Consider the following 26,810-nt stretch of genomic DNA (forward strand, 5'->3'; position numbering starts at 1 on the left):
AAAGGATAAGCAGATGGAAACAACGCAGATTCAAGAAACGATTAAGATGGTTGAAGAGGATAACTTCGACATTCGTACGGTCACGATGGGAATTTCGCTACTCGATACAGTGGGTGGTAGTGTCGAAGAAACGGCGAAAAACATCTACCAAAAGATCACGACCTATGCCAAAGACTTGGTCAAAGTCGCCCAGCAAATCGAACGCGAATACGGTGTGCCCATTACGAATAAGCGGATTTCTGTAACCCCGATTTCCTTGGTGGCGGGTTCAGCTAATGAAGAGGAAATCTTGGTATTAGCCCATGCATTGGATGATGCCGCCAAAGAAGTCGGCGTTGACTATGTGGGTGGATACTCCGCACTAGTCCAAAAGGGCTTTTCACATGGGGACTTGGCTTTGATTAAGTCGCTGCCACGGGCTTTGACCGAAACGGACTTGGTCATGTCGTCGGTCAACATCGCTTCTTCAAAGGCGGGGATGAACTTGGATGCCGTTAAATTGATGGGGGAAACGGTCAAAAAGATTACCGATCTGTCAGATACGGCGAACGCCAAGATGGTTATTTTTGCCAATGCAGTGGAAGATAACCCCTTCATGGCGGGGGCCTTTCATGGGGTTACGGAACCCGATGTGGTCATTAACGTTGGGGTTTCAGGACCGGGTGTTGTCAAGCGTGCCCTTGATAAAGTGAAGGGTGAGTCCATTACCACGGTGGCCGAAACAATTAAGAAGACGGCCTTCAAGATTACCCGTGTTGGTCAATTAGTTGGTTCCTTGGCGGCAGAACGACTGGGTGTCGAATTTGGTATTGTTGATTTGTCATTGGCCCCAACGCCAGCTCGTGGCGATTCTGTCGCCGAAGTGTTGGAAGCCATTGGATTGGAACAAGTCGGTGCCCATGGTACGACTGCTGCCTTGATGATGCTAAACGATGCAGTTAAAAAGGGTGGCGTCATGGCCGCTCAAGGCGTTGGTGGTCTTTCTGGTGCCTTCATCCCCGTTTCAGAAGACGCTGGGATGATTGACGCTGTCAAGGCTGGTACACTGTCATTGGCCAAGCTGGAAGCCATGACTTCGGTCTGTTCCGTTGGCCTTGATATGATTGCCATTCCGGGTGAAACACCGGCCACAACCATTTCGGCAATGGTTGCGGATGAAGCAGCCATCGGTATTCAAAACAATAAGACGACGGCGGTTCGTATTCTGCCAACAAATGGCACGAAGGTTGGTGACATGGTGGATTATGGTGGCTTGTTGGGAACGGCTCCCGTCATGCCCGTTGTACCAAAGTCATCGGCTGACTTTATTAATCGTGGGGGACACGTGCCAGCTCCAATTCATTCGTTTAAAAACTAATTGATTGCCAGTTGAATAAAAAAGCGCGCCTTTGTTGATATGAGACAAAGACGCGCTTTTTGCTATATGCAACGAAATGAAAGGCTGTTATTCTTTGGCTAGAATTGCATAGCGAAAGGAGCGTTTTTCATGATTGCTTTAAAACATATATCTTTAAAAGAAAACTTAAGAGACTATCTGTTTGAATTAGAAGAACAAGGCGGAAGTGAGCCACTAGCAATTCCGCGTTCCAAGTCGGATGTTCCAATGGTTTATCGCGATAATTTAGAATTAATACAAATTATTTTGGATAGTCCAGAAGATTCGTTAGCCTATTCGGTGGCGCAGTTTCAATTAGAAGAAAACGGCCTTTTACCAACAAAAGAGGGGGAACAGGATTTTGTTGACTTGCTGAAACGGATTAATTCATGAAACGATTTGACTATCGCTTATCTGAACAAGCGGAAAAAGCATTGAAGCGTTATAACCGATTGGATATCGGAATTGTTCGAGAAATTTTGGAAGTGATTGAGATGCTACTGGAATCCGAAACGCTGCCAAATGAGTTTAATAGTCATTTTTTGAATCGTAAGTGGTATGAATATCGAGAGTGTCATATTCGCACACCTGCAAAGGGTGAACAGGCGAATGATAGAAATGATATTTTAATGATTTACCGCTATCGAAAAGATATTCACTTACTGTTCATTGCTAGAATTGGTTCACACTCCGATCTATTTTCTGGCACCAACCAGAAAAAACATTAACAGCAACAAAAAAAGACCCGAACGGGTCTTTTTATTAGTGTCGACGTGATGGGCGAGCACCGTAATCATAGCGATCGTTTTCTACCATGACGCGCTTCGTCAGTAAGTCAGAAGCTTGGTGATGCTGGTTTTCATAGTGACGACCTTCTTCGAGGGCGACACGCTTGTCGCGATTGTTTAAGATGTTATCGCGGAAACGGAGGAAGAAGGCAGAAAACTTAACCCGCTTCATCTCCAAGTTGTGGCGCAAATAATCGGTATTTGAATTAATTGGTAAGTTCATGCGATTGCCTCCTAGCACTTGTTTAACTATGTTCACTATACTGCCCAAAAGGCGTGGCGACTAGGCCTTTTGCCGAATCGTAAGAGTCTTTACTTCTTCTTAAGATTTGCCTTTTAGCGTATAATAAAGGTATGGAGAAAGAACTGGCACAATATCAATCGTATTTAAATGCGGAACGTGGCTATTCGGCACTCACCGTTCAGGCTTATGAAAAAGATATTCAGGCCTTTGTTGAGTATTTAAAAGACAATGGCGGCTTTACGACTTTTCAAAAGGTCCAGCCCTTGGATGTCCGCGTCTACTTGGCCAGCCTTTATGATGCGGTCATGGCCCGAACGACAATTGCGCGAAAGGTTTCGAGCCTGAAGAACTTTTATGCCTATTTAGTAAAAGAGGGCATTGCCCAGGATAATCCCTTTGAGGGCGTTGCCTTGCGTAAGCACCAGGCCCATTTACCTGAATTTCTTTATGAAAACGAATTACAAGAACTGTTCAAAGTCGCCTACGACAAATCCAATCATCCCCGCTACCGTCGGGATGCTGCACTGCTCGAATTTCTCTTTGCCACGGGGGTTCGCGTTTCGGAACTCTCAAGTTTGACCATTGACCAGGTCGATTTGGCCAACCAGTTAGTGCTGGTGCACGGAAAAGGGAATAAGGATCGGTATGTGCCCTTTGGCTCCTATGCTAAAAAGGCGCTGGTCGATTATCTTGAAAACGAACGGCCGCACTTGTTTGCCAAAAATAAGATGGCGGAGAAGCCTGATGAACTATTCCTCAATAATCATGGTGGGGCGTTAACGTCGGCTGGGGTAACGTATATTTTGAATCAGTTAATGAACAAAACTTCCTTAACCGCCAAAATCCATCCCCACATGTTGCGGCATACCTTTGCCACGACTTTGTTAAACAGGGGAGCCGACATGCGAACCGTTCAGGAATTACTGGGCCACGCCAATTTATCAACGACACAAATCTATACGCACGTGTCAAAAGCGATGCTCCAGTCCTCTTATCAAAACTATTTTCCACGGGCTAAGCGGTCTGATAAGTAACCGCTTCCAATTGCCTAACAAAGGCATTTTTAACTATTGTCAGAATTTAGCAGAGGTAGTAGAATAGAACTATGATAACGCTAGAAAACGACCAACTTATTGTTAAAATCAACCAGCACGGGGCTGAGCTCGTTTCGGCTTTCAACAAGGAAGCGAACCTGGAGTACATCTGGTACGGGGATCCCATGTATTGGGGACGCCATGCGCCCAATCTCTTTCCAATTGTTGGTCGCTTACAAGGTGACCAATACACCTTGGCCGGGCAAACTTACTATATGAACCAGCATGGTTTTGCCCGAAACATGGATTTTGACATTGTCAAACAGGATGCCGATTACGTTCGCTTCTCATTGACCGATTCTGAAGCCACCTGGCGAATTTATCCTTTTTCCTTCCAATTTGATGTGATTTTTAAGTTAGTTGGGACGGAGCTCTTTGTTGATTATGAGGTCCATAACCCGGATAAGCAGAAATCCTTGTTCTTTTCAGTTGGTGGTCATCCGGCTTTTAACTTACCTCTCGATGGCGGTAAGTTCTCGGATTATTACTTATCGGTGAAACCTGAAAAGATTTATGACCGCATTCGTTTGGTTGGACCATACTCCAATCCGAACATGCCATCGCCTTTTAATGCGGATATTCCCTTGCGTCTTCGCCAAGAGGACTATCATGACGATGCCATTATTTTGAAGTTGGATCGACAGAAGACGACTTTCTTGTTGGCTCGTTTGGCAAACCAACACGGCATGGAAATGACGGTTGATAACGCCCAGTACCTTGGTATATGGACGCCTGCTGGAAAAGACGCACCATTTATTGCCGTTGAACCCTGGTGGGGAATTGCGGACACGGTCGATGCGACCGGGAACTTTAAGGAAAAGTTTGGCAACAATGTGCTTGCTGCCGGCGATACCTTTAATGGTTCTTACTCGATGAACTTCTTCTAAATCAAAATAAGGGAAAGCCAGTTGCTAAGCAGCTGGCTTTTGTGTGAATGACATGGATTTTTTAACGCAGATCAAAGAAAAAGCGGCCATCAATCAGGCCACTTTAACCGTACCAATGGCCTTGGGACCAAACGATAAGTTTACGCCCTTTAAAACGCTCTTAAATGAAGAAAATCCCGATGCGGTGATTTGGCAGGCTGACGCCATTGCCGATGATTTTTCCAAAGAGGTGATTTGGGATCAGGTGAAGGCAGGGGGCGGTCAAGCGGTTGATGATGGTGATCTATCAGCCATGAAAAAGGCCGCCATGAAAGCTGAACTTGAACAAGTCCACCAGGAATTCTTGGCGAATTGGCCAAGCATCCAAGCACAAGTCGTCCAGGAACTCGCAACCAATGCCAAGGAAACGGTTGGGGATCGCTTCCTTTTCTTAGCTTATGCGACAACGAATGAGGGTGGTCAAGGGGAGATGGCCCCGGCTGATCAAGCGTTCTTTTTGACCTCGGCCTTAAAAGTCTCTGGGCAACTGTTCGATGCCGTCTTCATTCCCAGCCATTTAGATGAGAATCTACAAGGCAAAGTCCGTGATGCTGCAGCTGCCGCTCATGTTGCCTGCATCGAAACGGTTCAAGTCAGTGATTTGACCACTGCTTCTTTGACAGAGGCCTTTGAGCAAACCCTGACTTTTGGTGCGACCTTTGTTAACCTTGAGCTATCCGCCGATATGTTGGCCCAAGTCGATTTGGCTGATTTGGAAGCCTTGTTAACGACTTTGTCAGATAAGTATAAGGACCAAGTGGAATTGGTGTTGACATTGACGGGGCAGTTATCAAAGGATCAGCTAGAGGCCTGGCTGATTTTCCCTTCTGCCTTTGTTACGCTGGCTTTGTCTGACCGCTACCAAACGCCAATGATTCATTCGACCGTAAAAGAAGTTGGTTGGCATTAACAGCATTTTTTTCAGCTAAAATGTGCTATACTAGTTCTTGACCAACTGGGTAGTATCTATCTACCTACCCGGCACCCGAAAGGGTGTCGTTTTTTTTACCATTTTTTACCAAAAAGACTTGTTTCCGTTAATTGAAAGCGTTAAACTCTGCATGACTTTGTTTGATCGATTTTGCATGGAAGTCCGTTGGGCATTCTTTTTGATCGATGATGCAATGATTGGGAGAAATAAAATGGTTGAAGAAAAGAAATCTGGCTTTCGCTACGGGGCCTTCTTAATTGCCCTTGGTATTGTGTACGGCGATATTGGAACATCGCCTCTTTATACCATGAATGCGATTATCGCCGGTAACGTTCACACGGACGACATGAAAGCGCTCGTGATTGGTTCCATTTCACTTGTTTTTTGGACCTTAATGTTGATTACGACCGTGAAGTATGTGTTGATTGCGCTTCGGGCTGATAATCACGGTGAAGGTGGTATTTTCTCACTGTACAGTAAAGTGCGAACGAGTAAGATGAAGTGGCTAATTCTACCTGCCATGATTGGCGGCGCTGCCTTACTGGCAGATGGAGCACTGACCCCTGCGGTGACGGTGACATCGGCGGTCGAGGGATTGGAAGGACAACACTTTGGTGCACTGGTCTTTCCGACGGGAACGGACTTTGTCGTACCAGTTGTTTTAACGATTCTGCTCTTCGTCTTTACGCTGCAACGGAAGGGAACGACGAAAATTGGCCGTCTCTTTGGCCCCTTGATGTTGATTTGGTTCACCTTCATTGGTTTTTTCGGTTTCTTACAAGTTCTGGCTTATCCAGAGATTTTAAAGGCGATTTCGCCTGTTTATGCGGTGCAGACACTCTTCAGCTCGGATAACCACCTCGGGATTTTGATTTTGGGGAATATCTTCCTGGCGACAACTGGAGCGGAAGCCCTTTATTCCGATATGGGGCATGTTGGTAAGCAAAACATTTATCTCAGTTGGCCCTTTGTTTATACGATGTTGATTTTAAATTACATGGGGCAGGGGGCCTGGACGATTCTGCACTCGGTCAACGGCACGAATCTAAACCTCTTCTTTGATATTTTGCCAAACCAATGGCGCCTAGTTGGTGTTATTTTGAGTACGGTTGCCGCAGTCATTGCTTCCCAGGCCCTGATTACGGGAGCCTTTACCCTCGTTTCTGAGGCCATCTCGCTAAAGATGATGCCTCGCTTGCGGATTGCTTATCCTAATACTTTCCGTGGCCAAATGTACATTTCCTTTGTCAACTGGTTGTTGTTTGCAGCAGGCATTCTGGTTGTCTTACTCTTCCAGACCTCACACAACATGGAATCGGCCTATGGCCTGGCCATTACCGTGACCATGTTAATGACCACGCTCTTACTCTTTGAGTATATTCGGGCGCGGACAAAGCTCTTATACGCAGTCTTGTTCGCCATGACTTTTGGCTTGCTTGAAAGCCTCTTCTTGGTTGCTAGTCTCGTTAAGTTCATTTATGGTGGTTATTTCACGGTACTTTTGATGTTGCTCATTCTTTCGGTGATGGTTTTCTGGTATTACGGAAACAAGCGCCGGGAGGCCTTGTCGTACAACAATGATTACTTGTCCTTGAAGCATTATCGCCGGCAGTTGATGCAGTTAGCCCATGATAAAGAAGAACCACTCATGGCCAATAATCTGGTTTACATTGTGAATGTGCACGATGATTATCAGATTAAGAAATCCGTGATTTACTCCCTTTTGGGCGCTCGGCCAAAGCGGGCCAAGGTTTATTGGTTTGTCACGATTAAGGAATCGATTAATCCTTATGAAAAGTCCTACTCGGTCGATTTGATGGGTAGCCAAAACATGGTTCGGGTTGTTTTGAACCTTGGCTTTAAAGTCGATCCACAGGTCGAATACTACATCCGACATATTGCCAAGACCTTGGTTAAGCAGGGCTATTTGGAGCCACAAAAGATCCGCTACGGCCTTGATAAGAACCGTGCCGTTGGGGACTTTAAATACGTCTTAACGAACAATTACTATACGGATTTGAAGACGGTTTCCCAGATTTCATCCTGGGATCGCTTCTTAATTGGTGGCCGTGTCTGGCTGCAATCCCATTCTGTTCACCTTCGTTACTTCTACCGTCTCCGTTTATCGGATACAGTTGAAGAGATAGTACCGCTCTTTATTGAACACCGACAGGTGCTCAAACTGCGGCAACTCGAAGTAAAGAACTTACCAATTTCAGAATAATGAAATAAAAAAACAGCAGCTGCTGTGATCTGAGCCCGATATTGAGGACTGATCATGACGGTCTGCTGTTTTTTAATTGTTTTGAATGTAGTTGAGGAGTCCGGCTTTGACGTCCTTTGCGACTTTTTCCTGATAGCTTGTTGATTTGATGTAGGTAAGATCCTTGTCGGAATCAATGAAGCCCATTTCGAGCAGGACAGCCGGCCGAGTCACGTCCTTGATAACCAGGTAAGGAATCGAATCGTAACCGCGGTTTTGCAGGGGCAGATTGTTCAAGGAATTGGAGAGTGACTGAACGAGTCCTAAGGAATTGCTGTTGTAATAGTATTGCGAAATGCCAGAGGCCGAATTATGACTGCCAGAAGCATCAAAGTGGAAGGAAATTTGCGCATCGGCTTGGTATTTTTCAGCCTTGCGTGGAATGTAGAGGAGGGGAACGACGACGTCTGTGGTTCGCGTCATCAAAACACGGGCCCCGGTCTTTTCCAACTCTTTACGAGTGGCTAGCGCGGTTTTTAGCGTGTAGGTCTTTTCGTAATACTTATTGTTGTATGACATGGCGCCGGTATCCGAACCACCATGGCCTGGGTCTAAGACGATGGTTGCTTCAGAAAGGGCGGTCGGCTTTTTTAAGAAGGTGTTGTTGGCCACCCAAGAAGCGACCCAGCCTGCCTTATCGTCTTTGGCGTCCTTGACGTACCACCAGCCGTTTTGCCGCTTCAAAACGGTTAGCTTTGTCCCAGACTTAAGGGCAAGGATTTGTTTAGACTGACGGTTGGGACTCTTTCGAAGGGGCACGTCGTCGGGACGTGTCGTTAGTTGATTTTGTTGTGAAAGAGACAAAACCAATAAAAAAGTCGTTAAAATAATTAACGCCAGGGCTGATAAACCGATTTTATTTTTTTGAATCCAATTAATCATCCGATGATTCTTTCCTTAAGTAACTTTCTTAAATAGTTTACCACGCCAAGGCAGAAAATCTTGGCGTTTTTCAGTATAATAGGGGTTATGAAACAATTTCGAGTTGACAACTTAACGTCTATTTATGGTGAAAAAGTCCTTTTTGATGACTTATCCTTTCTGATTTCCTCCGGGGACCGGGTCGGTTTAGTCGGCGTAAACGGTTCCGGAAAGACCACGCTGCTCAATGCGCTTTCCGGTAAACACCCCGCAGATAAGGGGACGATTACCAGGCAAAACGACTACCGAATTGGCTACTTGGAGCAGGAACCAAATTTGGATGCCCACCTAACCGTTTTAGATGCCGTTTATGCTGGTGACCAACCGATTTTCAAAACCGTTCGTGCCTATCAGGAAGCCTTGGATAATTTCTCCTTGCATCCGGAAGATGACAGGGCAGCGGACCGCTTTGAAAAAGCACAGGCCGCCATGGATCAAGAGGATGCCTGGACAATTGAATCTCAAATCAAAACGATTTTAACCCAGCTACATTTAACAGATTTAAAAGCCGAGGTGGTCAATTTATCCGGTGGGCAAAAGAAACGTGTCGGCATGGCCCAAGTTTTGATTCAAGAACCCGACCTTTTAATTTTAGACGAGCCAACCAACCATTTGGATTTCGATTCCATCGATTGGTTGGAACGCTATCTAGCGAAGTATAAGGGAGCCTTGCTTACGGTGACCCACGATCGTTACTTCTTAGACCGTGTCACGAACCGCATCTTTGAACTGTCATTTGGTAAGCTTTACGAATACGATGGTAATTATCAAGATTACATCGAGGGCAAAGCGCAGCGCCAAGCTGACGAGGCCTTGGCTGAGCATAAGCGTGAAAAAAAGTATGAGCAGGAAAAGATTTGGATGAACAAATCGGCCCGTGCTCGAACGACCAAGCAAAAGGGGCGGGAGAAGGCTTTTGCCCGTTTGGAAGAATCCATGGGCCAAGTCAAGCAAGACGATGACATTGCGCTTTCCTTGGGCCAGTCCCGTTTGGGAAAAAAGGTGATGAAGCTTGAGCATGCCACGCTTTCCTTCGGGGACCATCTGATTTTTAAGGATCTTTCCCTCCTTTTGGGACAGCGTGACCGTCTGGGTATCACAGGTCCGAATGGTGTGGGGAAATCCTCACTCTTAAACGTTTTGGCGGGCCGTCTGCCTTTGACCGATGGAATTTACGAGATGGGTCAAACGGTCAAGATTGGCTACTATACCCAGGTAACAGAGGAGATTCCAGAAGACAAGCGCGTGGTGGAATACTTGACGGACGTGGCTTCGACGATTCAAGATGAGAATGGTCAAGTTCTTTCGGCCAAAGACCTGCTCGAACAGTTTCTCTTTCCGCCTTTCATGCACGGAACGCTGGTCCGCAAATTATCAGGTGGGGAACGTCGGCGATTGTATCTGCTGAAGATTTTGATGCAAGCACCAAACGTGCTCTTACTTGATGAGCCAACCAATGATTTGGATATTGCGACTTTGACTGTTTTGGAAGATTTCTTGGACCGTTTTGCTGGAACGGTTGTCACGGTATCCCACGATCGGTATTTCTTGGATTCGGTTGCTGATTTTGGTTACTATTTGGCTGGTCAGGGCGTTGTTGATCGCTACAACGGGGCCTTCTCCACTTATTTGGAAGACGTTGTTTTGCCAAAGGAAGAAAAGAATTCGAATCAGCAAAAAGCCGACGAAAAAGAAACGGACGAACCAAAGAAATCAGATAAAAAACGTAAGTTAACTTATAAAGAAAAGCAAGAATGGGAAACGATTGAAGACGATATTGCGGCCTTGGAAGCTGCGGTGGACGAGCTGAACGAGGCCATGGCCGAAAACGGCTCGGATTATGAAAAAGTCGCAACGATTCAAGTCGAATTAGATGAAAAAGAAAAGCAGTTGGACGATAAAATGACTCGTTGGACTGAACTTTCTGAAATCGTGGAAGGATAGCCTGTTGGCTGTGCTTTTTTATGTGGAATGGCTGCCTTTTTCGTGTCATTAGGTAAAGGAGATTTTGACATGAAAAAGCGCCAATTTATGCTGGCTTTGCACCTGACCAAAGGGATTGGTCGAGCCCGGGAAGCGGTCATTATTCAACGGATTGAAGCAAAGCAAGCGCCCGAAAGCTTTCCCTGGTCAGTGACGGCCTTAGCTTTTGTTTTAGGCAGTGAGATGGACTCCGCTTTTTTTGCTAATTTAGCCAGTGCTTATCAAGAGGCGCTGAAGCAAGCGCCGCAGTATCAAGAGAACTACCTGACTTATTTCGACGATGATTATCCTGAGCGCTTACGTCAGATTTATCAGCCGCCACTTGTTTTCTTTTACAAGGGGGATCGAAGGGCCTTGACTTTGCCTGCTCTGGCCGTCGTTGGAACCAGAACGGCAACCCCGTATGGCCTAGAGGTTATCCGACAGTTTATCCCCGAGCTCGTGAACCAGGGAATTGCGATTGTGTCCGGATTGGCAAAGGGGATTGATGTCATGGCGCACCAAGCGACTTTTGCAGCGGGGGGGCGTACCAATTGCCGTCATTGGGTCCGGTATCGGTCGGACCTATCCAAAGCAGCATCAATACTTACAAGAAGAAGTTGGCCAACAGGGCCTTTTGATTTCTGAATATCCGAAGGCAACACCAGCTCATCGGGCGCATTTTCCAGAACGCAATCGAATCATCGCTGGCTTGGCACAGGCCACCTTGGTCGTGGAAGCTAAAGGACGATCCGGTTCGTTGATAACGGCCAATGCCGCCTTACAAAATAACCGGGATGTTCTAGCGGTACCTGGGTCGATTTTTTCAGCAGAATCTGCTGGCTGCCACGACTTAATTGCTGCAGGAGCAAGGCCGGTTTGTTCAGTGAAGGAACTACTGGAAGCAGTAAATTTTATGACGGGAAATTGACTACGCAGCTCGTTTAAAATCATTTTTAACTATGGTATTCTGGACTCATCTTCGTTTTAATGAAAACGGTTCTTTTTTCAAGGGATTTGCCGCCATGGATTGCTGCTCATCAGCACTTCTTTGATGACCGTTTTTATGCAAAGTGGTTATCAAAAAGGAGCCCATCAATGGATCAGGAACGTTATCGAGTGCAACCAGTCGCAAGAAAAAATCGAAATCTTGGACCTTGGGATATGTTTGCGACTTGGTTTGGGGCGAATGCCAATAATGGGACTTGGTACATTGGGGGCATTATCGCTGCCTGTGGTTTGATTGCTGGCCTCTGGGCAATGCTTTTGGCCTCCGTGCTTTCGTATCTCTTTTTGAGCTTGGTGTCTTACATGGGCTATCAAACTGGCCTGTCAACCACCACGCTATCCCGTGCGACCTTTGGTATTCGAGGCAGCCTCATTCCTTCCATCATTAATTTCATTATGTTTATGGGTTGGACGGCTGTTAACACGTTTATTGCGGCCACGTCTTTGTCCTTTCTCTTTCACGGCTTTTTCGGTTGGCCAGTTTATGGACAAAGTGGGGGAAATAAGGGACTGATCCTAGGTATTTTGCTCATGAGTGTTTTGCACATTCTAAGCATTATCGCTGGTCAAAAGTCCGTTCGTATCATCGAACGCATTGGTATTCTGCTGGTTATTTTCGTTGTTCTTTGGGAAGGCATTGTGGTGTTCTCGCACACGTCCATTCATGCCTTGTCGAACTGGGTTGTTCCGGTAAAGGACCGGATGCCCTTTGGGGCGGCTTTGGATATTTTGGCGGCCTTTAATCTGGCTTGGGTAACTTCTGCTGCTGATTTTTCCCGTTTTGCTAAGGGGCGGGCAGTTTCAACCATTGCTTCTTTTTGGGGTGCTTTAGTGGGCGTTATCGCCTTTGCGTCAATGGGTTTGGGAACAGCCATTAGTATCGCGCTTGCAACCGGCCTTTATAATCCCAATAACTCGGATCCAAGTACCGTTGCCAATGAGCTGGGCATGGGCACGGTTGCCATGGTTGTGATTGTGTTGACCAGTATGACGTCAAATGCCGTGAACCTGCAGGCAGCTGGATCAGCTTTAAATAATATGCTCAGTCGCTTATCCTTGAAAAAAGCGCTCTTAATTGCAACGGTCATTGCGACATTGATGACTTTTATTCCTTTAATCAACGGAAATTTTCTTTCCGTGTTTACTGCCTTTTTGGATTATATTGGCATGTTCTTGGGACCAATTATCGCCATGATGGTCGTTGATTTCTTCTACCGGCCCAAGCGCTATGAACAAGTTAATTTCGAAAGGAAGCAGGGGGCCTTTTGGTATCAACACGGCTTTCACTGGCCAGTCATTTTTCTCTTTGTTTTTGGTGTTTTATTGAACTTATTTCTAAGTAATGCTCCGTTTTTGAGAGAGAGCATCGGCGCGACTTTTCCAGTTATGGCGCTGATTTCCTTGCTTTACTTTCTGTTTTGCTTTTTGTCAGAAAGGAAAAAGAGGTAAAAAAACCTTGATTAGATTCATTCTTGTTTAATTTGAAATAGCATGCTATATTGAGTAGGAATTAAAATCAAGTAGGAGAGTGCTCTCATGTACCCGAAGCGTTTCATTCAGTTGTTTCTGGCTTTCTTTGTGACCATCTTATTATCAGAGAGCCTGGCTGCCCTTTTTTCACTTAGTCATTTATGGCAACGGATTTTCTTTGTGACGGTGATTGGTTATCTCTTCCTTGTAACACCTCTGACTTTGATGACAATCAAAAAGAATCAGAAGAAGTTTTCAAAAGAGACCGGTAACAGTCGCCATGTGGCTTTGTCAGCGGTTTATGAAAAAGTTCCCAACCTTGTTTCCCTAGCTACCAAAGATGCGGAAGGTGAGCTGGCGAATACTTTGATTACCTTTAAACCATCGTCGACCGATGAGCAGGTTTGGTACTTGGTGACGGATCGCCACGCCGTCAAGGCGGCTGATCTACGCTTGAATTCAGCCTGTGCTCTGACCACATGGTATGCAAAGTCCGGCTTGCGTCTGCACTCGAATCAGGTTCAGGGCGGTGTGTTAGAAGATCAATTAGCAGCAAACGAAATTGACGAACACCCAGAAATCCTTGATTTGTCGGATAATGCACGGAATCAAGTGGTCATCAAATTAACTTTTTCTTCTATTGTAATTGAATCCTTTGAAAAGCCGGCGGAAATGCTTGCTTTCTAAGGCAGGAGGCGAGCCATTGGATGGTTCGTTTTTTATTTTCTTGAAAGTTAGTCCTTGAAAACGGCTTGGTTTTAATAATCGATATGCTATAATGCACGTAACTAAATGAACTGTGAGGATCTGTCGTGGCAGAAAAGAAGACGAGCAAGACGACAACTCGTAAGAAAACAACGAAAAAAGCAAGCAAAAAGAGTGCTGCAAAGAACAAAAAATTAGTCATCGTGGAGTCACCCTCCAAGGCAAAGACAATCGAAAAGTACCTGGGGTCGACTTACCAAGTCGTGGCGTCAATTGGTCACGTTCGTGATTTACCAAAGTCAACGCTGGGTGTTGATGTCGAAGAGAACTACCAACCAAAATACATCAATATTCGTGGTAAAGGGCCTGTTATCAAGGACCTGAAGAAGGCAGCCAAGAACGCTAAGCAAGTTTACCTCGCATCCGATCCGGATCGTGAAGGGGAAGCCATTGCTTGGCACTTACAATACATTTTGGGACTGGATCCTAAAAAGGCGAACCGCGTGGTCTTTAATGAAATTACCAAAGACACTGTCAAGAATGCCTTTAAAGAACCGCGAACGATTAACCAGGATTTGGTGGACGCTCAGCAAGCCCGTCGAATTATTGATCGCTTGGTTGGTTATTCGATTTCGCCGATCTTATGGAAAACGGTCAAACGTGGCCTTTCCGCTGGCCGTGTGCAGTCAGTTGCTCTTGGATTGATCATTGCGCGTGAAAAAGAAATTCAAGCCTTTCAGCCTGAGGAATATTGGACGATTGATTCCGAGTTTAAAAAAGGCCGGTCAAAGTTCAAAGCCAACTTCTACGGCTTTGATGGGAAGAAACAAGCCTTACCTGACAATGCTGCTGTTCAATCGGTCATGGGAAAGTTGGATACGAAACAAGCCTTTACGATTTCTTCTGTAAAGGCAAAGGAACGCAAACGTTCACCACAGCCACCGTTTACGACCTCGACCATGCAGCAAACGGCTAACACGCAGTTGAAATTCCGAACGCGTAAGACGATGATGACGGCCCAGCAATTGTATGAAGGAATCAACTTAGGCCGAGGGCTCGGACAGGTTGGGTTGATTACTTATATGCGTACGGACTCGACCCGACTTTCAGCAGTGGCTAAAAACGCAGCCGCTCAGTATATTCACAACGAATGGGGCGAGGCTTATTCGAGTCACAAGCCAGTGGCCGGTGTGCCGCAAGAAGGCGCCCAAGATGCCCACGAAGCGATTCGCCCAACTGATGTGACGAAGACGCCGGCATCGATTAAGGATAAGCTAACGCCCGATCAGTTTAAGCTGTATTCATTGATTTGGTCACGTTTCGTGGCCTCCCTGATGACGCCTGAAATTTTGGATACCATGGCGGTAACGGTTGAGCAAAACGGTGTGCTCTTCCATGCCAATGGCTCCAAGACCAAGTTCCCAGGATTCACCAAGGCCTATCCTGCTGCCAAGGAAAAGGATAATCTCTTGCCTGATTTAGTAGAAGGTGATGTGGTTGACCTAGCAAAAACGGATCCGGAACAGCATTTCACGATGCCACCAGCTCGCTATTCTGAAGCGGCTTTGATTAAGGCCCTTGAAGAAAACGGGGTGGGTCGTCCCTCAACCTATGCGCCAACCTTGGATACCATTCAACGTCGTAACTATGTTCGGGTGGACGCTCGTAAATTCGTGCCAACGGAATTGGGTGAGATTGTTCAAAACATTGTCGATGACAAGTTCCCCGATATCACCGATACGAAGTTTACAGCCCAAGTTGAGCATTCACTGGATGAAATCGAAGTGGGCGATGAGGAATGGGTGCCTGTTGTTGATAAGTTCTACCGCCCCTTTGCAAAAGAGGTTGAATCAGCCGAAAAGACCCTTGAAAAAATCACGATGCACGACGAATTGGCGGGGATGGACTGTGAAGTCTGTGGCGCCCCAATGGTGATTAAAATGGGCCGTTACGGCAAGTTCTACGCTTGTTCGCGTTTCCCAGATTGCCGGAATACCAAAGCGATCGTCGAAGAAATTGGCATTGAGTGTCCAAAGTGCCACAAGGGGCAGGTCGTTGAACGAAAGACCAAGCGTGGCCGAAAGTTCTATGGTTGTTCTCGATATCCTGACTGTGACTTTGTCTCATGGGACAAGCCAAAGGCCGCGGGTGAAGAAGGAAAAACGGATAAGACGACCGAAGAAAAGACTAAGAAGAAATAAAAAAGGCCTTGAGCTGACTGTTTAGTTGTTTCATGGCGGGGCGAGCCGAAAGGCCCGCCCTTTTGGAAAGGAGAAGAGCGAATGGTGACAAAGGTACTCACAATTGCCGGTTCAGATAGCCTGTCTGGTGGTGGTCTTCAAACGGATTTGGCGACTTTTTCAGCAGAGGGCGTGGTTGGCTTCTCCGTCATTTCGTCCTTGGCCTTGATTGGGCCAAATAAAGTTGAAATAACGGCAATCCCAACCGAGATTTTCAAGAAGCAACTGGCATCAATCGAACAGGTCGATCAGTTCAATGCGATCAAAGTCGGCCTCCTTCAATCCGTTGACCAGGTGCTCTTGGTTAGTCAATTCCTGAAAAATTACATTGGTCCCGTCGTGGTTGATCCGGTCCTTGCCTTTAAAGAAGGGCAATTGGCGGTCGATCAGGAGCTGATTGATGCTTATCTGGATCACTTGCTACCATTGGCCACGATTACAACGCCCAATATTCAAGAAGCCCTGGCTTTGACGGGGAGTTCTGAGGTACCAAAGAGTCGTACGGCCGCTTTGGTACTGGCAAAGCAATTGAGCCAACGAGCCCGCTGTTCGCTTTATTTAAAGGTTGGTAATCCAGAAAAGCAAGAGGAATTCATTGATCTTTTCTTTGACGAAAATGGTCATCGATCGATTTTCCGCCACCATAGTGTTGAAACAGCCAATAACCACGGTGCGGGTTGTACTTTATCGGCCGCGTTAACGGCAGGTTTGGCAAAGGGGGAAAGTTTGCACGACGCTTCCATGGCGGCTGCCGACTATACCCAAATGGCCATTGCCCACGGCTATGCCTTTTCAGAAAGACTGGCAGGCAATGTGTTGTCGAATTGGTCCGTTAAGGCAAAATAAAAAACGACTCAGCTGAGTCGTTTTTTTATTTGTTTTGCTTTCGATACTGCACGGCAGTCATGCCGTTTTGCTGCTTGAAGACGGTGTTGAAGTATGACAGGTTGGGAATGCCAACTTTAAGACCAATGAGGGCAACGGATTCGTTGCTTTCTGAAAGCATCTTTTTGGCCTGGTACATTCGCAAACGAATCAAGTAGGCCTGTGGGCTTTCATCGGTTAGTGTCATAAAGGCCCGGTGCAAGACGCCTGTTGAAATACCAAAGGTTTCGGCAAGCGATTCAAGCGTGAGGCGCTTTTGGTAGTTGTGCGCCAGATAGACTTTGACCTTGTTAACCAATTCGTTTTTTTCGGTTAACTCGCCGAAGGGTTGGCAGTCAGGACAGGGGATGAACCCTTCAAAGAGTGCCTCGTCGTCCGTCTTAAAAATGCGGATATCTTGTGGGACGCAATCCTTTTCCCGTTCACAAGAAGGGCAGCAGACACGGTGGTCTTCCATAACACCGTAAATGAACTTCCCATCGTAGCTCTGGTCTTGTTTCTTGATGGCTTGGTAGCGTTTCTTTGTTAATGAATACATGAGGACTCCTTTCTAAAAAATGAACGCTCTGGTTTCTTCCAAAGGCTTAACGGATAAATTCTACCACGAATTGGTCTATTCGTGAATTACAGGAAAATTAAATTGTTGAAAAGGGATTGAAATTTCTTGTTTTCGTTTGCTTACCTGGAAAATAATGGCGATTGTGCCTTTATTGAAAGCCTTTGGCAGGCTATAATGGTTGGTAGAGTTTTAACGGATTAGAAAGAGGCTGTAAATGACCAATCACGCAGAAGAAATGATGAGTGCCTTGCAACTTGGCCAAGTCGATCAAGCACAAAAGGCTTTTGACTTGTCCTTAAAAGAAGATTCCGACGACCTGGTCTTTTCCTTAGCGGAGGATTTATATGCCATGGGCTTTGTGGATGAATCAAAACAAGCCTATCAGCAGTTGCTGGCAAAGCATCCTGATGAAGACCAGTTAAAGTCATCCCTGGCCGAATTGGCCATTGAAGAAGACCAACTGGAAGAGGCTCAGGATTACTTAGCTCAGATTTCACCGGATTCTGAGGCTTATTTACAATCACTCCTGGTAAAAGCGGACCTCTATCAGCAAGAAGGCTTGCAGGAATCGGCGGAACTGTCTTTGACTAAGGCCAGGCAGTTGGCCCCGGATGAACCGATTGTGACGTTTGCCTTAGCGGAATTTTACTTTTCGACAGGTGAGTACAATAAGGCAATCTCGCTCTATCGATCCCTCTTATTACAAGGTCAACGGCGCATTGCCAAAGTCGATATGGCTGCACGCATTGGAACGGCTTATGCAGCAGTTGGAAATGTCGAAAACGCCATTGCCTATCTCGAACAAATCAAGCCATTGGACTTGACCATTGATACGAAATTCCAATTGGCCTTCCTTTATCAGGAACAGGGGCAGATTGATCAGGCCATTGACTTATATGAAGAAATCTTGGACCAAGATCCACACTACACATCGGTCTATCCCTTACTTGGTCAAGCACAAGAAAAGGCGAACGAAAAGAAGGGGGCCTTGCAAACTTATCAAGCCGGTCTTTCCTATGATCAGACCAATCCACTTTTGTACCGCTTAACGGGAAATCTGGCTTTCCAGTTAGCAGACGATAGCTTAGCCGAGGAGTCTTACAAAAAGGCCCTGGCGCTGGATGACTTGGACTTGACGACCATTGCCGCTCTGGCGGACTTTTACTTAGCAAAGCACGATTACGATCAGACAATCCGTGTCATCAAGGAAGCCGGCGAGAAAGACTTGGTTGATCCAAAGTTTAACTGGGATTTGGCCCGTGCATACCACGCCAAAGAGCTGGATGAACAAGCTAAACCATACTGGCAGCAAGCCTTTGAGGATTATCCGGCCGATACGGACTTTCTGCACGACTTGGCCGATTGGTACCATGAAACTGGTCAAATAGCGGCTGAAAAAGAGACCATTGAGCGCTTGCTGGCCATCACACCAGACGACTTTGAAATGGAAGGCCGTTTGGCTGATTTGGAAGATTAGCAGCGCGATTCGAAGGTGCATAATTCGTGCAATTTCTTTGCTTTCTTGCTAAGATTGAAAGTAAGAAGATAAGCCAAAGTGAGGTGGCCCATGCAATTTAATCAACTGCCCAGTCAGTTAGTCGCAGCCAAACCAATCTTAGATAAAATTAATGAGGCTGGTTACGAAGCCTATTTTGTTGGTGGCTGTGTCCGGGACATGATTCTGGAAGAACCCCTTCATGATGTCGACATTGCCTCATCAGCTTATCCAGAAGAAATCAAGGCCATCTTCGATAAGACGGTTGATACCGGTATCCAACACGGTACCGTCATGGTCTTAGACCATGGCGAGGGTTATGAAATCACGACTTTTCGAACAGAATCGACCTATACGGACTTTCGTCGGCCGGATTCGGTGACCTTTGTTCGTTCGTTATCGGAAGACTTGAAGCGGCGTGATTTTACCATTAACGCCTTTGCTCTGGATGCGGATGGTCGCGTAATCGATTTGTTTGACGGCCTATCCGACTTGAAAAAAAAGCAGATTCGAGCGGTTGGTAATCCGAAAGAACGGTTTACGGAAGACGCCTTGCGGATGATGCGAGCCTTCCGTTTTGCTTCAAAACTCGGTTTTTCAATCGAAGAAGCGACCTTGGAAGCCCTAACGGCTCTTGCGCCAAATCTTGAAAAAATTGCGGTTGAACGCATCCAGGTTGAATTTGAGAAACTGCTGATGGGACAGGCGGCAGCTTCTGCCTTGGAAAGCATGGTGTCCGTTGGTCTCTTTGCCTACTTCCCAGGAACGATTGGCAAAGAGGACGGGCATTTCTTAGAAATGGCTGGCTGGTTGGCAAAGAAGCAACCAACTTCTTTGCCCGTTGTCTGGACTTTGTATCTAGCGACCCTGCCGCTTTCGACCGGAAAAAGGCAAGAAGCGCTTCGGTCCTGGAAGCTCTCTCGGGAATTGATGGCAACGGTTAACCGCTTGGCACCGATGATTGCAAAGCGTGATGAACTGAGTGTTTGGGATCTTTATCAAGTCAATGACTTGGCGGACACTTTCTTAGAAGTTCTTGATTTGATGGGGATGGAGCAATCTGTGCACTTATCAATCAAAGAGAAGTTCGCTGCTTTACCCATCCATTCTGCCAAGGATTTAGCGGTTAATGGTGGCGAGTTAATTCGTTCCGGTTTCGCTAAACCCGGGCCAGCATTAGGGCGCTTGTTGCATGAGATGGAAGAAGCAGTCGTTTTCGGTCGACTTGAAAATACGCAAAAGGCGCTATTCGACTTTGCAAAGGAGGCCGAATAATGGCAATATTAAAGATGGTTTGGGCAGAAGATAATCGGCATGCAATTGGAAAAGACGGTCACTTGCCTTGGTCCTTACCAGCGGATTTGGCTCATTTTAAAGAAGAAACGCTCCATACAACAATGGTAATGGGGCGGGCAACGTGGGAATCCATCGGACGTCCTTTGCCAAAGCGCCATTCCGTTGTGTTAACGAGCCAGACGACTTTTGACCCTGGTTACGATGACGTGACCGTGTTGCATTCAAAAGACGAGTTAGTAACGCTGATTCATGAGGAATGGGCGGCTGGTAAGGTCGTCACCGTTGCGGGTGGCGCACAAATTTACCGTTTGCTCATGCCCTTGGCAACGGACCTTTCCGTTACCAAAGTGATGGGGAACTTTGATGGCGATACCTTTGTTGACCCAATCGACCCCGACCAATTCGAATTGGTTGAGCAAAAGAAACTGGTTGACCATGATCAGCCAATTGAATTTTTAACGTATGAACGAAAAGCCTAGGAGGCCATGATGACTAAGGTGAAAATTGTAACTGATTCCTCTGCTCGTTTGACCGAGCAAGAATTAAAGGACTTTGACATTCAAGTTGTCCCTTTATCTGTTGAAATCGATGGAACGATTTATCAGGATGGGGTTAGTATCTCTTCCGATAAATTCTTGGAGTTAATGGCGGAAAGCAAGGAATTGCCACACACGTCACAGCCATCGATTGGCGCCTTTCAGGAGGCCTATGAGAAGGCGTTAGCATCGGATCCCGATGCTGAAATCTTGTCCTTGCACATCTCTTCTGGACTTTCAGGAACGGTTAACGCGGCACAACAAGCGACAGCCTTAGTAAAGAACAAGGTGGAAACTTTTGATACGCGTCAGGCCGACCGTGCAGAAGCTTTCGTTGTTTTGGCAGCTGCTCGTGTTGCTAAAAACGGTGGAAGCATGGAAGAAGTTCTGGAAGCAGCCGAAAAGGCTCGAAAAGACTCCTACATCTACCTGTCTTTCCGTACGCTCGATAACATGGTGGCGGGTGGCCGTTTGTCAAAGACACAGGGCCTGATTGGAAACATCTTGAACATTAAGGTGGGGGCCTTTGTTGACCGCGAAGGAAAAGTCGATGTTGCAGTCAAGGGCCGAGGCATGAAGACGTTAAACAAGTTTAACGATGATGTCATTGAAAAGATGAAGGGCTTCAAGAAGATGAAGAGCATTGGTGTTAGCCATGCTGGTATTCCTGAGGAAGCACAGGCAATGGCGGATCGGCTGAACGAGATTTGGCCGGATATCGACATCTTGGTTTCGGTTACCAACCCATTGATTTCAACACACACAGGATTAGGCGCTTTGGCGATCCTGTTCGAAGCAGAATAAAAGTTAGAAGGTTTTGTCATGAAGAAACACCGTTCTATTTGGTTTTGGCTCTTTTGGCTTCTCGTAGTAGCCATTTTGTCAGCTGGTGCCTATACCACTTATTTAGCCATGGTACCGACTCGGACGAATTTCAGCACGACGAAGAACGCCGATAACACGAAGATTGATTTAACCTTGAATCGTGATCAATTAAACGCGCTGTCAAAAACGTATTTGACCAATGAATCAAATGGTAAGTACCAGCTTGTCGTCAATGATGATCATGTGGTTGCCCAAACGACCGTGACGATTTTTGGTCAAAAAATGGATGCTAAGTTGACGATGGATCCCCAAACGACGAGTGATGGCAACATTGTGATGGCTGTCAAAAAAGTCGAATTAGGCAAACTTGATTTGCCAGTCAACGTTGCCATGGGCTACATTAAGTCCATGTATTCTGGTCCAAAGGGTGTCAACATCCAACCAGATCAGCAGCAAATTTCCTTAGACCTTGCAAAGTTAACAAAGAAAAATGGTTGGACGCTTCAAGCAGATGAATTAAACTTGAAGGACAACCGCTTTACCTTTACCGGAGTGATGCAAAATGCCCAGTAGAAACCGCTCTTTTTACGGTTGGTTAATGACGAACCGCAACAGCGTGGCGGCAAATGAAGTGCAACAGTTTGCCAACAATGCGTTCTTGGACGCTTCCTTTCCGAAGCAATCAATGGATTTCGATGAGATTTCTGAATATTTGGAAACGGCAGCGCCGTATCTAATGTCAATGACGATTTTTGATGAAGCCTGGGCCGAGTACCAGGCTTCTCGTTAGTTAGGAGACAATCATGGGACAAAATATTCAATGGTACCCAGGACACATGGCAAAGGCCTTTCGCTTGATGCGCGAAAACCTCTCCCTTGTTGATATTGTCTTTGAGCTTGTCGATGCGCGTGTGCCATTATCCTCACGGAATCCAGAAGTTGATAAATTAATTGAAAAAAAGCCCCGTTTACTTGTGTTGACGAAGGCCGATTTAGCTGATCCAAAAGAAACCACCGCATGGAAACACTACTTTGAAAAACAAGGTTTGGCAGTGGCGGTTTTGGATACTCGTGGGCCAAAAACGGCGCAGTTCATGACAAAAGCTGCAAAGGATGTTTTAAAAGATCATTTGGCCGCACAAGAGGCGAAGGGGATTAAAAACCGGCCCATCCGAGTGATGCTCGCGGGTATCCCAAACGTGGGTAAGTCAACGCTCCTCAATCACCTGGTCCAAAAAAACGTCGCCATCACAGCGAATAAACCGGGGGTGACGAAGAAGGTGGCTTGGCTGAAAACGGCAACCGGCCTTGAAATCCTCGACTCGCCAGGTGTTCTTTGGCCAAAGTTTGAAGACCAAAGAACCGGTCAGCGGTTAGCGCTAACTGGTGCTGTCAAAGATACCATTTTTGCCAAAGATGACGCCGCGTTGAATATGCTCGCGTTCTTCCGCGAATATAATCAACAAGCCATTATCGACCGTTATCATTTAAATGGCGATGCCTTCGATCAGACGGATGTTAACCTGCTGTTATTGATTACCGAAAAGCTTGGTTTCAAAGACGACTATGACAAGGCGGCTGTTCGTATGCTGAATGACCTGCGTTCTGGAAAACTGGGTCGTTATACATTGGATCGTGAACATGAGTGAAACAATCGCAACCATTCGGGCTGAATTAAAATCCGCTCGCTTTGATGATGAACGGCTGGCCATTTGGCGAACTGATGAACGGGCCGGTGTTCAAGCAGCGCTGAAGGCTTTTGACCGTCGGATCGAAAAAGAAGCGAAGCAAAAGGCTGACTTTATGACTCGCTTTGTCTTTGAATCCCAGCTGTGGACACAAGGCTTTCAAGCCATTGCTGGTATTGACGAAGTCGGACGGGGCCCCTTGGCTGGACCGGTTGTTGCGGCGGCTGTGATTTTACCGCCGGACTTTGATTGTTATGGGGTTATTGATTCCAAACAACTATCTGAAAAGGTTCGTGACGAGCTCGTTACAGCCATTAAGGAGAAGGCCGTCGCCTATGGTGTTGGCGTTGTTTCGGCGGAACGGATTGACGAAATCAATATTTACGAAGCCTCTCGTGAGGCAATGAAGGCCGCTGTTTTAGCCATGGATGTACCGGCCGACTATTTGTTGGTTGATGCCATGGTGGTGGATTTGCCTTTGCCCCAAGAGAAATTAATTAAGGGGGATGCGCGCTCGAATTCCATTGGTGCCGCTTCCATTCTTGCAAAGGTAACCCGTGACGCCATGATGGTGGCCTATGATGAACAATATCCTGGTTATGACTTTGGTCATAACGATGGCTATGGTACGAAGGCACATCTTGCGGCGCTGAATCGCTTGGGGCCTTGTCCCATCCATCGGCGCAGCTTTGCACCGGTAAAAAAATTATTATCATAAGAGAACCGCTTGGCGGTTTTTTTAATTTGTTTCTAATTTAACCTTGTTGAAACGTGAACTGAACCGTATAATAAAGAAAACGGTTAAGATGAGAGTGAGGAGAATGCCGCCATGTCCCAGATTAAACTAAGCCCACGACTCCAAGCAGTCGCTGATTTAGTCGAAACCAAGCAAAAAGTCGCCGATATTGGATCCGATCATGCCTATTTGGCAACTTATTTGGTCGAAAGTGGTCGGGTTGCCGAGGCCATCGTTGGTGAAGTGGCGAAGGGCCCCTTGGACAATGCCAAAAAGACGGTGGCGAATTCGGGCCTGTCGACTAAGATTGATTGCCGTTTAGCCGATGGCCTTTTTGCACTGAAAGCAGAAGACAGGGTGGAAACCGTTGTCATTGCTGGTATGGGTGGTTTGTTAATTAAAAAAATCCTCAATGACAATCGAGCACTTGGGCCTTTTCAGCAACTCGTCTTACAGCCAAACACCGATCAGGATGCTGTACGTTCTTGGTTAGTGGCAAACGGTTATCGCATTTCTCAGGAACAATTGGTGGAAGAACAACCTCATCGCTATGAAATCATTGTGGCAAAGCCTGGCCAAGAAGAACTGTCAGATGCTGATCGGATTTTTGGTCCAATCCTTCGAAAAGAGGCGGGACCAATTTTTCAAGCCAAGTGGCAGCATGAGCAGGCACGGCTGCAGCTTGTCTTAGACCGACTGGAAGAAGCCAATCAAAAGACCAACGCCAAGTACCAAGAGGTCGCGGCCAAAATTGCACAAATCAAAAAGGAGTTGCACTCATGATTCGAGCCAGTGATGTGATTGAAAAGATCGAAGCCTTTGCGCCAAAGTCCTTAGCAGAAGCGGGCGATCCAATCGGTTTACAGATTGGCGATCCGAATCAGCCCGTGAAAAAGGTGATGACCACCTTGGACGTTCGTCCAGAGACGGTGGCAGAAGCCATTGATCAGCAGGTTGACTTTATTTGGGCGCACCACGAGCCACTGTTTTTTCCAGCTAAGAACCTCGATTTGTCGAATCCACAAAATAAAATGTACGCGGATTTAATTAAGCATAATATTCTCGTTTATTCCTCACATACCAATTTGGATGCGGCAGTTGGTGGTTTGAACGACTGGCTCTGCCAAGCCTTCGATATTCAAAACAGCAGGCCATTGGTTATTTCAGAAGAAAATCCAGCGGCCGGACTAGGCCGAATTGGCCAGTTGCCGGAAGCTATCACGCTTAAGGATTATGCTTTGCAGGTAAAAAAGCGCTGTGGTGTTGATCAGGTCCGCCTGATTGCCAACGAGCCGGCGACCACGATACAAACCGTTGCCGTTCTTGGTGGCGACGGCGGCAAGTTCTGGCGACAGGCCCAGGCAGCTGGCGCCGATTTGTTTATTACGGCTGACTTGTACTATCACGTTGGTCATGATGTTTTAGCTGCTGACTTTGCTGTTTTAGATCCTGATCACCACATGGAGGCCTTGGCGAAAGAGCCGATGGCCGAGAAGGTGCGTGAGTGGTTTGGTTCGTCCTTATCCGTGCGGGCATCTGAAGTGAATACGGATCCTTACCGTTACCTATAGGAGGTTTGTTATGTCTGAAAAATATCCTGAATTAATTCCCCGTTTCCTGCGTTTTGTCAAAGTCAATACACGGTCAAACGAGGCCTCAACCACGACGCCGTCTGATCCAAAGGAAGTCGCTTTTTTGAAGGACTTGGCGACTGAACTAAGCGACATGGGGCTTTCAGACGTCAAGACGATGAAAGACGGCTATGTCTTCGCTAAGTTACCGGCTAATACTGATCAAGAGATTCCGGCGATTGGCTTTATTTCACACGTTGATACGGCCGACTTTAATAGTGAGGGTGTCAACCCACAAGAAGTGCCGCAATACGATGGGCAGTCTGTTATTGCGCTTGGTGATTCCGGCTTTTCATTGGATCCAAAAGATTTTCCAAGTTTGAAGAAATACCGTGGCCATGATTTGATCACCACTGATGGTCGGACCCTACTTGGGGCTGATGATAAGGCGGGTGTTGCCGAGATTTTGGCGCTCATTGATTATCTATTGGCGCATCCAGAGGTCAAGCACGGGGCTTTGTCCTTTGCCTTTGGGCCGGATGAAGAAATTGGCCGGGGCGCTGATCACTTTGACGTCTCAGCCTTTGGCGCCGACTTTGCCTACACGGTGGACGGTGGTCCTCTAGGTGAACTGGAGTGGGAGACTTTTAACGCGGCTGCTGCCAAAGTCCAAATTACTGGTCGAAACGTTCATCCTGGTACGGCCAAGGGCGCGATGGTCAATGCCTTACAAGTGGCCATTGACTTTCATAACGCCTTACCAGAAGAAGAACGGCCAGAGAAAACGGCAGGTCGTCAGGGCTTCTACCACCTCCATGATTTGGAGGGAACGCCGGAAGAGGCGACGATGGCTTACATTATTCGTGATCATGACCGGACCGCTTTTGAAGCCAAAAAGGCCCTTCTTAAAGAATTGGAACGGTCCTTTAACGAGGCCTTCGATCAGCCAAGAGTGAAAGTGGACTTACAAGATCAGTACTATAACATGGGCGAAGTCTTGAAAGACAAACAAGAAGTTGTCAATCTGGCAGAATCGGCCATGAAGGCCCTTGGCATCGAACCAATCGTCGAACCCGTTCGAGGGGGAACCGACGGTTCAAAGATTACCTTCCTTGGTTTGCCAACACCCAATCTCTTTGCTGGCGGTGAGAACATGCACGGTCGTTTTGAGTACGTTTCCAAGCAGGTGATGGCTCAGGCAACGGATGTCTTACTGGAAATTGTTCAAGAAGCAGCCCGCTAAAGGACAGCTCTGAGCGCTTGTTCATGCTGACTCTTAATGAAAATAAAAA

The 26,810-nt window shown here is 46.7% G+C and carries 28 protein-coding genes; 25 read left to right on the forward strand and 3 right to left on the reverse strand.

Annotation, left to right across the window (positions count from 1 at the left end):
- Positions 1-13: 13 nt before the first annotated feature.
- From G6R30_RS03135 to G6R30_RS03145, 3 genes are all read left to right on the forward strand, one after another.
- Positions 14-1,357, forward strand: a complete 1,344-nt coding sequence (locus G6R30_RS03135) for a PFL family protein (RefSeq protein WP_213821378.1) — start codon at positions 14-16, stop codon at positions 1,355-1,357.
- A gap of 129 nt (positions 1,358-1,486) precedes the next feature.
- A complete protein-coding gene (locus G6R30_RS03140) occupies positions 1,487-1,768 on the forward strand; it encodes a hypothetical protein (RefSeq protein ID WP_213821380.1) in 282 nt (93 codons plus the stop codon).
- Complete coding sequence (locus G6R30_RS03145; protein ID WP_213821382.1) at positions 1,765-2,103, forward strand: type II toxin-antitoxin system mRNA interferase toxin, RelE/StbE family; 339 nt, start codon at positions 1,765-1,767, stop codon at positions 2,101-2,103. The genes G6R30_RS03140 and G6R30_RS03145 overlap by 4 nt, the downstream gene beginning before the upstream one ends.
- A 34-nt stretch (positions 2,104-2,137) precedes the next feature.
- Here G6R30_RS03145 and G6R30_RS03150 read toward each other — a convergent pair whose 3' ends face one another.
- Positions 2,138-2,386, reverse strand: a complete 249-nt coding sequence (locus G6R30_RS03150) for a hypothetical protein (protein ID WP_213821384.1) — start codon at positions 2,384-2,386, stop codon at positions 2,138-2,140.
- 131 nt (positions 2,387-2,517) lie between these two features.
- Between G6R30_RS03150 and xerC the strand changes: the two genes are divergently transcribed.
- The 4 genes from xerC to G6R30_RS03170 all read left to right on the forward strand — a co-directional run bounded on the left by xerC (position 2,518) and on the right by G6R30_RS03170 (position 7,582).
- A complete protein-coding gene (gene xerC / locus G6R30_RS03155; protein ID WP_213821386.1) occupies positions 2,518-3,441 on the forward strand; it encodes a tyrosine recombinase XerC in 924 nt (307 codons plus the stop codon).
- Positions 3,442-3,512: 71 nt separating this feature from the next.
- Complete coding sequence (locus G6R30_RS03160) at positions 3,513-4,388, forward strand: aldose 1-epimerase family protein (protein WP_213821388.1); 876 nt, start codon at positions 3,513-3,515, stop codon at positions 4,386-4,388.
- A gap of 52 nt (positions 4,389-4,440) precedes the next feature.
- Entirely contained in the window at positions 4,441-5,337 is an 897-nt protein-coding gene (locus tag G6R30_RS03165) for a hypothetical protein (RefSeq protein WP_213821390.1), read from the forward strand.
- Positions 5,338-5,569: 232 nt separating this feature from the next.
- Positions 5,570-7,582 carry a KUP/HAK/KT family potassium transporter gene (locus G6R30_RS03170; protein WP_213821392.1) on the forward strand — a complete coding sequence of 671 codons (2,013 nt, stop codon included), beginning with the start codon at positions 5,570-5,572 and terminating at the stop codon, positions 7,580-7,582.
- Between the two features lie 72 nt (positions 7,583-7,654).
- Here G6R30_RS03170 and G6R30_RS03175 read toward each other — a convergent pair whose 3' ends face one another.
- Positions 7,655-8,503 (reverse strand): N-acetylmuramoyl-L-alanine amidase, encoded by an 849-nt coding sequence (locus G6R30_RS03175; RefSeq protein ID WP_213821393.1) that lies wholly within the window; start codon positions 8,501-8,503, stop codon positions 7,655-7,657.
- A gap of 87 nt (positions 8,504-8,590) precedes the next feature.
- Between G6R30_RS03175 and G6R30_RS03180 the strand changes: the two genes are divergently transcribed.
- From G6R30_RS03180 to G6R30_RS03205, 7 genes are all read left to right on the forward strand, one after another.
- On the forward strand, positions 8,591-10,486 hold the full coding sequence (locus G6R30_RS03180) for an ABC-F family ATP-binding cassette domain-containing protein (protein ID WP_213821394.1): 1,896 nt from the start codon (positions 8,591-8,593) through the stop codon (positions 10,484-10,486).
- A 69-nt stretch (positions 10,487-10,555) separates the two neighbouring features.
- Positions 10,556-11,152 (forward strand): DNA-processing protein DprA, encoded by a 597-nt coding sequence (locus G6R30_RS03185; protein WP_338018326.1) that lies wholly within the window; start codon positions 10,556-10,558, stop codon positions 11,150-11,152.
- Entirely contained in the window at positions 11,037-11,435 is a 399-nt protein-coding gene (locus tag G6R30_RS06310) for a DNA-processing protein DprA (RefSeq protein ID WP_338018328.1), read from the forward strand. Before G6R30_RS03185 ends, G6R30_RS06310 begins: the two co-directional genes overlap by 116 nt.
- A gap of 167 nt (positions 11,436-11,602) precedes the next feature.
- The gene (locus G6R30_RS03190; protein ID WP_213821395.1) at positions 11,603-12,961 is read left to right on the forward strand and encodes a cytosine permease; all 1,359 of its coding nucleotides are present in this window, start codon (positions 11,603-11,605) and stop codon (positions 12,959-12,961) included.
- A gap of 87 nt (positions 12,962-13,048) precedes the next feature.
- A complete protein-coding gene (locus G6R30_RS03195; RefSeq protein ID WP_213821396.1) occupies positions 13,049-13,669 on the forward strand; it encodes a pyridoxamine 5'-phosphate oxidase family protein in 621 nt (206 codons plus the stop codon).
- A 125-nt stretch (positions 13,670-13,794) separates the two neighbouring features.
- Positions 13,795-15,888, forward strand: coding sequence for a type I DNA topoisomerase (topA, locus tag G6R30_RS03200; RefSeq protein WP_213821397.1), 2,094 nt, complete (start codon positions 13,795-13,797; stop codon positions 15,886-15,888).
- 81 nt (positions 15,889-15,969) lie between these two features.
- Positions 15,970-16,773 carry a hydroxymethylpyrimidine/phosphomethylpyrimidine kinase gene (locus G6R30_RS03205; RefSeq protein WP_213821398.1) on the forward strand — a complete coding sequence of 268 codons (804 nt, stop codon included), beginning with the start codon at positions 15,970-15,972 and terminating at the stop codon, positions 16,771-16,773.
- Between the two features lie 25 nt (positions 16,774-16,798).
- On the opposite strand, the gene G6R30_RS03210 is transcribed toward G6R30_RS03205, so the two are convergent.
- Positions 16,799-17,350 (reverse strand): helix-turn-helix domain-containing protein, encoded by a 552-nt coding sequence (locus tag G6R30_RS03210; RefSeq protein WP_213821399.1) that lies wholly within the window; start codon positions 17,348-17,350, stop codon positions 16,799-16,801.
- 235 nt (positions 17,351-17,585) lie between these two features.
- Between G6R30_RS03210 and G6R30_RS03215 the strand changes: the two genes are divergently transcribed.
- From G6R30_RS03215 to pepT, 11 genes are all read left to right on the forward strand, one after another.
- Positions 17,586-18,848, forward strand: a complete 1,263-nt coding sequence (locus G6R30_RS03215; protein ID WP_213821401.1) for a tetratricopeptide repeat protein — start codon at positions 17,586-17,588, stop codon at positions 18,846-18,848.
- A gap of 90 nt (positions 18,849-18,938) precedes the next feature.
- Entirely contained in the window at positions 18,939-20,141 is a 1,203-nt protein-coding gene (locus G6R30_RS03220) for a CCA tRNA nucleotidyltransferase (protein ID WP_213821403.1), read from the forward strand.
- The gene (locus G6R30_RS03225) at positions 20,141-20,641 is read left to right on the forward strand and encodes a dihydrofolate reductase (protein ID WP_213821405.1); all 501 of its coding nucleotides are present in this window, start codon (positions 20,141-20,143) and stop codon (positions 20,639-20,641) included. Before G6R30_RS03220 ends, G6R30_RS03225 begins: the two co-directional genes overlap by 1 nt.
- 9 nt (positions 20,642-20,650) lie before the next feature.
- On the forward strand, positions 20,651-21,502 hold the full coding sequence (locus G6R30_RS03230) for a DegV family protein (RefSeq protein ID WP_213821407.1): 852 nt from the start codon (positions 20,651-20,653) through the stop codon (positions 21,500-21,502).
- Positions 21,503-21,520: 18 nt separating this feature from the next.
- The gene (locus G6R30_RS03235; protein ID WP_213821409.1) at positions 21,521-22,096 is read left to right on the forward strand and encodes a YpmS family protein; all 576 of its coding nucleotides are present in this window, start codon (positions 21,521-21,523) and stop codon (positions 22,094-22,096) included.
- Entirely contained in the window at positions 22,086-22,313 is a 228-nt protein-coding gene (locus G6R30_RS03240) for a YozE family protein (protein WP_213821410.1), read from the forward strand. The genes G6R30_RS03235 and G6R30_RS03240 overlap by 11 nt, the downstream gene beginning before the upstream one ends.
- Before the next feature lie 13 nt (positions 22,314-22,326).
- Positions 22,327-23,172, forward strand: coding sequence for a ribosome biogenesis GTPase YlqF (gene ylqF / locus G6R30_RS03245; protein WP_213821412.1), 846 nt, complete (start codon positions 22,327-22,329; stop codon positions 23,170-23,172).
- Entirely contained in the window at positions 23,165-23,929 is a 765-nt protein-coding gene (locus tag G6R30_RS03250; RefSeq protein WP_213821414.1) for a ribonuclease HII, read from the forward strand. Before ylqF ends, G6R30_RS03250 begins: the two co-directional genes overlap by 8 nt.
- Positions 23,930-24,040: 111 nt before the next feature.
- The gene (locus tag G6R30_RS03255; protein WP_213821416.1) at positions 24,041-24,730 is read left to right on the forward strand and encodes a tRNA (adenine(22)-N(1))-methyltransferase; all 690 of its coding nucleotides are present in this window, start codon (positions 24,041-24,043) and stop codon (positions 24,728-24,730) included.
- The gene (locus G6R30_RS03260) at positions 24,727-25,518 is read left to right on the forward strand and encodes a Nif3-like dinuclear metal center hexameric protein (RefSeq protein ID WP_213821418.1); all 792 of its coding nucleotides are present in this window, start codon (positions 24,727-24,729) and stop codon (positions 25,516-25,518) included. Before G6R30_RS03255 ends, G6R30_RS03260 begins: the two co-directional genes overlap by 4 nt.
- A 10-nt stretch (positions 25,519-25,528) precedes the next feature.
- Complete coding sequence (gene pepT, locus G6R30_RS03265) at positions 25,529-26,761, forward strand: peptidase T (protein ID WP_213821420.1); 1,233 nt, start codon at positions 25,529-25,531, stop codon at positions 26,759-26,761.
- The last annotated feature ends 49 nt before the right edge of the window (positions 26,762-26,810 follow it).

The organism is Fructobacillus parabroussonetiae (assembly GCF_018437265.1).
Taxonomy (GTDB): Bacteria; Bacillota; Bacilli; order Lactobacillales; family Lactobacillaceae; genus Fructobacillus; species Fructobacillus parabroussonetiae.